General features: G+C 71.5%; 8 protein-coding genes. 6 read left to right on the top strand and 2 right to left on the bottom strand.

Annotated features, from left to right (window positions below):
• Positions 1 to 44 precede the first annotated feature (44 nt).
• A complete protein-coding gene (locus BN12_RS19735) occupies positions 45 to 614 on the top strand; it encodes a GNAT family N-acetyltransferase (protein WP_200901260.1) in 570 nt (189 codons plus the stop codon).
• 99 nt (positions 615 to 713) lie between these two features.
• Here BN12_RS19735 and BN12_RS19740 read toward each other — a convergent pair whose 3' ends face one another.
• Both BN12_RS19740 and BN12_RS19745 read right to left on the bottom strand, forming a co-directional pair.
• Positions 714 to 2273: an acyl-CoA synthetase gene (locus BN12_RS19740; RefSeq protein ID WP_048555185.1), complete on the bottom strand. Its 1560-nt coding sequence runs from the start codon at positions 2271 to 2273 to the stop codon at positions 714 to 716.
• Between the two features lie 69 nt (positions 2274 to 2342).
• Positions 2343 to 3488 carry an acyl-CoA dehydrogenase family protein gene (locus BN12_RS19745; protein WP_048555186.1) on the bottom strand — a complete coding sequence of 382 codons (1146 nt, stop codon included), beginning with the start codon at positions 3486 to 3488 and terminating at the stop codon, positions 2343 to 2345.
• 79 nt (positions 3489 to 3567) lie between these two features.
• Here BN12_RS19745 and BN12_RS19750 point away from each other — a divergent pair, with 79 nt between their 5' ends.
• The 5 genes from BN12_RS19750 to BN12_RS23985 form a co-directional block, all read left to right on the top strand.
• On the top strand, positions 3568 to 4350 hold the full coding sequence (locus BN12_RS19750; protein ID WP_048555187.1) for a TIGR03084 family metal-binding protein: 783 nt from the start codon (positions 3568 to 3570) through the stop codon (positions 4348 to 4350).
• Positions 4347 to 6098, top strand: a complete 1752-nt coding sequence (locus BN12_RS19755) for an acyclic terpene utilization AtuA family protein (protein WP_048555188.1) — start codon at positions 4347 to 4349, stop codon at positions 6096 to 6098. Before BN12_RS19750 ends, BN12_RS19755 begins: the two co-directional genes overlap by 4 nt.
• Positions 6095 to 7264 (top strand): acyl-CoA dehydrogenase family protein, encoded by a 1170-nt coding sequence (locus tag BN12_RS19760; protein ID WP_048555189.1) that lies wholly within the window; start codon positions 6095 to 6097, stop codon positions 7262 to 7264. The genes BN12_RS19755 and BN12_RS19760 overlap by 4 nt, the downstream gene beginning before the upstream one ends.
• Positions 7261 to 8859, top strand: a complete 1599-nt coding sequence (locus BN12_RS19765) for an acyl-CoA carboxylase subunit beta (RefSeq protein ID WP_048555190.1) — start codon at positions 7261 to 7263, stop codon at positions 8857 to 8859. Before BN12_RS19760 ends, BN12_RS19765 begins: the two co-directional genes overlap by 4 nt.
• A gap of 8 nt (positions 8860 to 8867) precedes the next feature.
• On the top strand, positions 8868 to 9005 hold a 138-nt coding region (locus tag BN12_RS23985; RefSeq protein ID WP_157635755.1), incomplete at its 3' end, for a biotin carboxylase N-terminal domain-containing protein.

Consider the following 9005-nt stretch of genomic DNA (forward strand, 5'->3'; position numbering starts at 1 on the left):
GCAGCAGCCCGGCAGCGGAGCGGTCCGACGGTAGGATCCAAGCCATGCCCGAGGCCCACGCGAGGATGGAGTCAGTCCGGGCTGGCGCGCGCCGTGCGCTGGCTGGTGAGCAAGTACGCCTGCGCGAGCTGCGCGAGGCTGACCTGCCGGAGCTGGTGGCCTGGTGGCGTGATCCAGACGTTGCCGTCTTCAATAGCCACGTCCAGCCGCGACCAGACAAGCCACTCGAGGAGATGTTCCGCAGCTGGAGTGACAACGGGTCTTCCGCGGGTGTCGCATTCTGCGTCGAGACGCTGAACGAAGAGTTGGTCGGCCACGTGTCCATGTGGGGCGCCGACGTCCGGAACAGGTGCGCCACGTTCGGCATCGTGATCGGCCCGGAGCACCAGACACGTGGGTTCGGCACCGAGGCAACGCGGCTCATGATCAGCTACGGGTTCACCGAGTTGGGCCTGCACCGGATCGAACTGATGGTCCACGCGGAGAACGAGCGGGCCATCGCTGTCTACCGCCGTGTCGGCTTCGAACAAGAGGGGCTATTCCGGTCGAAGCTTTTCTACGGCGGCTGTTTCCATGATCAAGTGCTCATGGCAACACTTAGCCCTGTTGACTGACGACCGGCGAGGATCCGGATGCGGTGGGGGCCTCCGCGTGATCCGACGACAGACTCACCTGCCTCGGCCCCTGGACATCCATGACCGCCCGGACGACGTTCACCGGGTCACGGTGCCGCCCTCGCCGCCGTACATCGTGCGGAGGTCGCGCTTGAGGATCTTGCCCGTCGCATTCCGGGGGAGGACCTCGATGAACTCGACCTGCTTGGGCGACTTGTAGCGGGCGATCCGGTCGCGGATCCACTCCATGAGGTCGTCGGCGCCGAGACTGGATCCCTCGGACCGGACGACGACGGCGACGACCCGCTCGCCCCATCGCTCGTCGGGCAGGCCGATGACGGCCACCTCGGTGACGTCGGGATGCTCGTAGATGACCTGCTCGACCTCGACCGGGTACACGTTCTCGCCGCCGGTGATGACCATGTCCTTCTTGCGGTCGACGAGGGTGAAGTAGCCCTCGTCGTCGATCCGGGCCATGTCCCCGGTGTGGAACCACCCGCCCCGGATGGCCTTCGCCGTCTCCGCGGGCTTGTCCCAGTAGCCGACGAAGACGTTCGGCCCGCGCACGCACAGCTCGCCGACCTCGCCGACGGCGACCTCGTGGTCCTCCTCGTCGAGGATCGTGAGGTCGACGAGGGACAGCGGCCGGCCGATGGAGCCGGCCTTGCGGACGACGTCCTCCTCCTGCAGGCAGCAGCAGTTCGGCGCGGTCTCGGTCATGCCGAAGCCCTCGGTGAACCCCATGCCGTACCTGCGCAGGTCGTGGATGACGGTGATCGGGCACGGCGCGCCGCCCGTGATCGCGATGTCGAGGGAGGAGACGTCGCGCGGGGCGGACGCGAGTGTCCGGGCGACGGCGGCCCACATCGCCGGCACGAGGAAGGCCTTGGTCACCCGATGGGTCTCCACCGCCTCGAGCCACACGTCGGGGGTGAACGACTCGAGGATGACGGTGCACGCGCCGAAGAAGGCGAAGGGCAGCGTGTGGACACCGAGCGCGCCGATGTGGAAGAGCGGGGCGGCCGAGATCGTCACGTCCTCCCGCCCGAACCCGTTGCCGACCCCGAGGGCGTTGACGACGTTGGCGAAGAAGTTGCCGTGAGTGAGCATCGCCCCCTTCGGCAGGCCCGTCGTGCCCGAGGTGTACATGAGGCAGCACACGTCGGACGGGGCGACGTCGCGGACGACGCGCTCCGGACCGCCCGAGGCGAGCAGGTCGGCATACTCCCCGCCCTCGCCGGCCGCACGTTCGGCGGCTCCGGGCACCGAGACGGTGAGCCGCACCGTCGGGGAGACCGCCACCGCGGTCGTCGCCGTCTCCGCGAGGGCCGTGCTGTGGAGGAGGATGCTGGACCCGGAGTCCCCGAGGACGTAGGCCACCTCGCGAGGATGCAGCCTCGTGTTCACCGGGACGGCGATCGCGCCGAGCTTCGCGACGGCGACGTAGGTCTCCATCATCTGCGGGCTGTTGAGCATGAGCATCGCCACCCGGTCCCCGCGTCGGATCCCTTGGCGGCTCAACGCGTCGGCGAGCCGGTTGGTCCGCTCCTCGACCTCGCGCCACGTGCTCTGCGGGCCGCCGGCGCCGTCGATGTATGCCGTGCGGTCGCCGTTGCGTGCCGCCTGGATCGTCGGCCAGTTGCCGAAACCGTGGTCCATGAGGTCCTCACATCGTCGTCGATGGGATCCGCTGTCGTGGAGCGTAGCGGCAGTCGACGCGGCGACGACTCATGCGGGGAGCCCGTCGAGCCGGGCGAGGACCTGGAGCATGACCTCGTCGGCACCCGCACCGATCGAGGTGAGCCGGGCGTCGCGGAACATCCGCGCGGTCCACGTCTCCTCGACGTACCCCATGCCGCCGTGGAGCTGCAGGCACCAGTCGGCGACCGCGCGGACGAGCCGGCCCGCCGTGAGCTTCGCGACGGTCGCCATGCGCGTCACGTCCCGCCCGGCCATCAGCGTCTCGCACGTCGCGAGGTTGTGGCTGCGCAGGAGGTCCACCTCGGCCTGCAGCTCGGTGAGCCGGAAGGCGACGTACTGCCGCTCGGCGAGCGGGCGCCCGAAGACCGACCGGTCGAGGGCGTAGCGGCGCGTCCGGTCCAGCGCGTACTGGCACTGGCCGACGGTCGTGTACGCGGCGAACAGCCGCTCGACGACAAACTGCTGCATCTGCTGCTGGAAGCCCCGCCCGACCTCTCCGATGGTGTGGGACACCGGGACCCGCACGTCGTCGAGCACGAGCTCGGCGGTGTCCGAGCACCGGTTGCCGAGCTTGTCGAGGGTGCGGGCGACCTGGAAGCCCGGCGTCGACGTCGGGACGACGATCTGCGACATCCCGTGGTGACCCCCCTCGTCGGAGGTGCGGGCGAGCAGGCAGACCCAGTCCGCCTGAGCGCCGTTCGTGATGAACATCTTGCGGCCGGTGACGACCCAGTCGTCACCCTCGCGGACGGCCCGGGTGCGCAGCCTGGAGACATCGGAGCCGGTGTCCGGCTCGGTGACGGCGACGGCGGCGACCGCCGTGCCGGCGACGGCCGGGGCGAGGAAGCGGCGCTTGAGGTCCTCGCTGCCGAACCGGTGGAGCGAGGGCGTGGCCATCATGGCCTGCACGCCGATCGCCATCCCGACCCCGCTCGCCCGCATCCGGCCGTACTCCTCGGCGGCGACGAGCTGGAAGCTGTGGTCGGCGCCCTCGCCGCCGTATGCCGGGTCGTACTCGAGGCCGAGGAGGCCGAGCGCCGCGGCCCGGGGGAGCAGGTCGTGGAGCGGCACCCGACCCGCCGCCTCCCAGTCGTCGACATGCGGGTTGACCTCGGTGTCGACGAACCGGCGGACGCTCTCCCGGAAGGCGCGGTGGTCGTCGGTGAGCAGCATGGGGAGACGGTAGCCGGGTCCCGTCGCGGAAAACAAGCACGCTTGCTTGTTTGTGGTCGGTATGCCAGTCTCACGAGGCATGAGCTCACAGGTCATGCGCGACACCCTCGACGTCCTCCGGGCCGAGTGCGCCGACCTCGACTCGCTCGTCGCCGGCGTCGCCGCGGCCGATTGGGCACGTCCCACCCCTGCCGCAGGATGGACCATCGCGCACCAGATCGCGCACCTCGCGTGGACCGACGAGGTGGCCCTCCTCACCGCGACGGGGAGCGCAGACTTCGGGAGAGTCCTGCAGGAGGCGACGCGGGAGCCCCGGACCTACGTCGACCGGATGGCGGCCGAGGGCGCGAGCCGGCCACCGAGTGAGCTGCTCGACCGCTGGCGGACCGCGCGAGCCGCGCTCGCGGACGCTCTCGCCTCCGCCGACCCCTCGACGCGGATCGCCTGGTTCGGTCCTCCGATGAGCCCACGCTCGATGTCGACCGCCCGGCTCATGGAGACCTGGGCGCACGGGCAGGACGTCGCCGACGCCCTCGGTGTCCGGCGCGAGCCGACCGACCGGCTCCGCGACATCGCCCACCTCGGCGTCCGGACCCGTGACTTCGCCTACGCCATCAACGGTCTCACCCCTCCGGAGACGGAGTTCCGCATCGAGCTGACCGGCCCCTCCGGCGACGCGTGGACGTGGGGCCCACCCGATGCCGAGGGGGTCGTCCGCGGGTCGGCCGAGGACTTCTGCCTCGTCGTCGTCCAGCGACGCGAGGCCTCCGCCACCTCGCTGCGGGCGACGGGGGAGGCCGCGCACTGGCTCACCTTCGCGCAGGTCTTCGCCGGCCGCCCGACCCGAGCCGTCGCGCGATGACGACGGTCGGGCGCGTCCCGGAGGTGCTGCGCGTCGGGAACTGCTCGGGCTTCTACGGCGACCGCCTCGCGGCGATGCGGGAGATGCTCGAGGGCGGTGAGCTCGACGTCCTCACCGGTGACTATCTCGCCGAGCTGACGATGCTCATCCTCGGTCGCGACCGCGCGAAGGACCCGGCGGCGGGGTATGCGAGGACCTTCCTCACCCAGCTGCGCGACTGCCTGCGCCTGGCCCTCGACCGCGGTGTGCGGATCGTCGCCAACGCCGGTGGGGTCAACACGCCCGGGCTCGTCGCCGCGATCCGCGGGCTCGCCGCCGACCAGGGGCTGACCGCTCGGGTCGCCCACGTCCGCGGCGACGACCTCACCGGGCGCTGCGCGGAGCTCGGCCTCGGCTCGCCACTCGGGGCCCATGCCTACCTCGGGGCCTTCGGCATCGCCCGGGCGCTCGCGATGGGCGCCGACGTCGTCGTCACCGGCCGGGTGACCGACGCATCCGTCGTCATCGGCCCGGCCATCGCCCATTTCGGCTGGGGCCGTGGAGATCTCGACGCGCTGGCCGGCGCGACGGTCGCGGGCCACGTCATCGAGTGCGGCACGCAGGCGACCGGCGGCAACTACGCCTTCTTCACCGAGGTCGAGGACCTCCTCCGGCCCGGCTTCCCGATCGCCGAGATCCACCCCGACGGGTCGAGCGTCATCACGAAGCACCCAGGCACCGGCGGTGCGGTGACGGTCGACACCGTCATCTCCCAGCTCGTCTACGAGATCGGGGACGCCCGGTATGCCGGTCCCGACGTCACGACCCGCCTCGACACGGTCCACGTCACCGAGGAGGGTCCGGACCGCGTGGCCGTGACCGGCGCTCACGGCGAGCCGCCGCCGCCGGAGGTCAAGGTGTCCCTCACCTCCGTCGGCGGCTACCGCAACGAGCTGACCGTCGTCCTCACCGGGCTCGACATCGAGGCGAAGGCCGAGCTCTTCCGCCGGCAGCTCCTCGACGGGCTGCGCACCCGCCCCGCGGAGCTGACGTGGTCGCTGGCCCGCCTCGACCGCGCCGACGCGCCGACCGAGCAGCAGGCGTCGGCCCTCCTCACCGTCGTGGCCCGCGACGCCGACGAGGCGGCGGTCGGCCGGGCGCTCTCCGGCGCCGCCGTCGAGGTCGCCCTCGGCTCCTATCCCGGCTTCTTCAGCACGACGCCACCCGGCCGGGGATCCGCATACGGCGTGTTCTCCGCAGGGTTCGTCGACCAGCGGGAACCCACGCACGAGGTGGTCCACGACGACGGCTCGGTCGAGACCGTCGACGCGCCGACGGTCACCGCGCCGCTCGAACCCCATCCCGGCGCGGACCCCGGGCCCCGTGCCGGGATGGCCGACCTCGGCCCGACGCGCCGGCTGCCGCTCGGAACCGTCGCCGGCGCGCGATCGGGAGACAAGGGGGGCGATGCCAACGTCGGGGTGTGGGTGCGCGACGACGCGGCATACCCCTGGCTCGTGGGGCTGCTCACCGAGGGCACCGTGCGCGAGCTCCTCCCCGAGGCCGCAGCACTTCCCGTGCGCATCACCCGGCTGCCGGCCATCCGGGCGGTCAACGTCGTCATCGAGGGACTGCTCGGCGAGGGGGTGGCCTACCACGCCCGCTTCGACCCGCAGGCCAAGGGACTCGGCGAGTGGTTGAGGTCGCGGCACGTCGACATCCCGGAGGCGCTGCTGGAGAGGACGATGACCGACGAGGAGCCTGGATGAGCCACCGCGACTGGGCCACACCGGAGCTCGCGGCGCTGCGCGAGACGACGACGCGATTCGTCGAGCGCGACGTCCTGCCGAGCCAGGAGGAGTGGGAGAAGATCGGCGAGCTGCCACGGGCGCTGCACCGAGCGGCCGGCGACCTCGGCCTCATCGGAGTCTCCTTCCCGGAGAGCGCCGGGGGCGGCGGAGGAGGGCAGCGGGCGTCCGTCGTCGTCGCCGAGGCGTTCCACGAGGCAGGGGCGGCGGGTGGCGTCTACGCCTCGCTGTTCACGGCGGGCATCGCGTGCCCGCACATCGTCCACGCCGGAGACCAGCGCCAGATCGACCGGTGGGTCGTGCCGACGCTCGCCGGCACGATGATCGGCTCCCTCGGCATCACCGAGCCCGACGGCGGCTCGGACGTCGGCGGTCTGCGGACGACGGCCCGCCGGGACGGCGACGACTACATCGTCAACGGTGCGAAGACCTTCATCACCTCGGGCGTGCGCGCCGACTTCGTGACGACGGCGGTTCGGACCGGCGGCGCCGACCTTCCGGGCGCGCGCGGCGTCTCCCTCCTCGTGGTGGAGCGGGGGATGCCCGGCTTCGAGGTCTCGCGGGCCCTGCGCAAGATGGGCTGGCACTCCTCCGACACGGCAGAGCTGTCCTTCACCGACGTGCGCGTCCCCGTGAGCCACCTCGTCGGGCCGGAGCACTCCGGGTTCGCCCTCATCGGCACGGCGTTCCTCTCCGAACGGGTCAGCATCGCGGCCCAGGCCTACTCCCAGGCCCAGCGCTGCCTCGACCTCGCGACGACGTGGTGCCGGATGCGCCGGACCTTCGGCGAGCCGCTCATCGCCCGCCAGGGCGTGCAGAACACCCTCGTCGAGATGGCTCGACGGATCGACGTCGCCCGCACCTACACGCATGCGGTCGTCGACCGGTTCGAGGACGGCGAGGACGTCGGGTCCCTCGTCCCGCAGGTGTGCTTCGCGAAGAACACGGCGACCGAGACGGCCGAGTGGGTCGCCCGCGAGGCCGTCCAGCTCTTCGGCGGCATGGGCTACCTCGCCGAGAGCGAGGTGGAGCGGCAGTATCGGGACGTGCGCATCCTCGGGATCGGCGGCGGCACCGTCGAGATCCTCAGCCAGCTCGCCGCCCGCCGTCTGGGACTGACCTCATGACGGTGCTGCGGTCGAGCCTCGACCCCACCTCCGGCGCGGCCCGCGAGGCGCGCGCGGCGATGTTGGCCGCCCTCGAGGAGATCGGCGTCGAGACGGCCAAAGCCGTTGCCGGAGGCGGCGATCGGGCCGTCGCCCGGCACCACGCCCGCGGCAAGCTCACCGCCCGCGAGCGCATCGAGCTGCTCCTCGATCCCGACAGCCCCTTCCTCGAGCTCGCCGCCCTCGCGGGCTACGGCAGCGACTTCACGGTCGGCGGGAGCGTCGTCGCGGGCATCGGGGTCGTCAGCGGGACGGAGTGTCTCCTCGTCGCGAACGACCCGACCGTCAAGGGCGGTGCAAGCAATCCCTGGTCCTTGCGAAAGTCCTTGCGAATGCACGAGATCTCCTTGCAGAACCGGCTTCCCCTCATCTCCCTCGTCGAGTCCGGCGGTGCCGACCTGCCGACGCAGAAGGAGGTCTTCATCCCCGGCGGCGCCACCTTCCGCAACCTGACCCGGCTGTCCAAGGCCGGCATACCGACGGTCGCCATCGTCTTCGGGAACTCGACGGCGGGCGGCGCCTACCTGCCCGGGATGAGCGACCACGTCGTCATGATCGAGGGCCGCTCGAAGGTCTTCCTCGCCGGGCCGCCGCTCGTGCGGGCGGCGACGGGCGAGGAGTCCGACGACGAGTCGCTCGGTGGCGCCGAGATGCATGCTCGGGTGTCGGGGCTCGCCGACCACTACGCCGTCGACGAGCAGGACGCGATCCGGATCGGGCGCTGGGTCGTCGCCCGGCTGCGGTGGCGCAAGGCGTCCGGACCCGTCACCTCGGGCCCACGGGAGCCGCGGTATGCCGCGGACGACCTCCTGTCGATCGTCCCGCCGGACCTGCGGTCCCCGTTCGACCCCCGCGAGATCGTCGCGCGCCTCGTCGACGACAGCGACTTCGACGAGGTCAAGCCGCTCTACGGCACGTCACTGGTCACCGGATGGGCCGAGCTGCACGGCTTCCCCGTCGGGATCCTCGCCAACGCCCGGGGCGTCCTGTTCAGCGAGGAGGCGCAGAAGGCCACCCAGTTCATCGAGCTCGCCAACCGCTCGGACACGCCCCTGCTCTTCCTCCACAACACGACGGGGTACATGGTCGGGCGGGAGTACGAGCAGCGCGGCATCATCAAGCACGGCGCGATGATGATCAACGCGGTGACGAACTCGACGGTCCCGCACCTCTCGCTGCTCATCGGGAACTCCTACGGCGCAGGCCATTACGGCATGTGCGGCCGCGCATACGACCCACGGTTCCTCTTCACGTGGCCGAGCGCCCGGTCCTCGGTCATGGGGGCCCAGCAGCTCGCCGAGGTGACCTACACGGTGTCCAAGGCGTCGGCGCTCGCGCAGGGCAAGCCTTTCGACGAGGAGGGCGCCCAACACGTCCGGGCGGCCATCGAGCGGCAGATCACGGCCGAGGCGATGCCGATGGTCCTCTCCGGACTCGTCTACGACGACGGCATCATCGATCCGCGCGACACGCGGGACGTCCTCGGCATCGCGCTGTCCGCCGCCCACAGCGCACCCGTCGAGGGCACGGGCAGCTTCGGCGTCTTCAGGATGTGAGGAGAGGGATGACCCCGATCACGAGTGTCCTCGTGGCGAACCGAGGCGAGATCGCCCGCCGGGTCTTCGCCACCTGCCGGCGCCGGGGCGTCGCGACGGTCGCGGTGTTCTCCGACGCCGACCGCGGCAGCCCGCACGTCGCGGAG

The organism is Nostocoides japonicum T1-X7 (genome assembly GCF_001046855.1).
Classification (GTDB): Bacteria; Actinomycetota; Actinomycetes; order Actinomycetales; family Dermatophilaceae; genus Nostocoides; species Nostocoides japonicum.

Excerpts from the sequence above, each read along its gene's own strand:
- BN12_RS19735 (WP_200901260.1), top strand. The coding sequence starts at position 45 with ATGCCCGAGGCCCACGCGAGGATGGAGTCAGTCCGGGCTGGCGCGCGC.
- BN12_RS19740 (WP_048555185.1), bottom strand. The coding sequence starts at position 2,273 with ATGGACCACGGTTTCGGCAACTGGCCGACGATCCAGGCGGCACGCAAC.
- BN12_RS19745 (WP_048555186.1), bottom strand. The coding sequence starts at position 3,488 with ATGCTGCTCACCGACGACCACCGCGCCTTCCGGGAGAGCGTCCGCCGG.
- BN12_RS19750 (WP_048555187.1), top strand. The coding sequence starts at position 3,568 with ATGAGCTCACAGGTCATGCGCGACACCCTCGACGTCCTCCGGGCCGAG.
- BN12_RS19755 (WP_048555188.1), top strand. The coding sequence starts at position 4,347 with ATGACGACGGTCGGGCGCGTCCCGGAGGTGCTGCGCGTCGGGAACTGC.
- BN12_RS19760 (WP_048555189.1), top strand. The coding sequence starts at position 6,095 with ATGAGCCACCGCGACTGGGCCACACCGGAGCTCGCGGCGCTGCGCGAG.
- BN12_RS19765 (WP_048555190.1), top strand. The coding sequence starts at position 7,261 with ATGACGGTGCTGCGGTCGAGCCTCGACCCCACCTCCGGCGCGGCCCGC.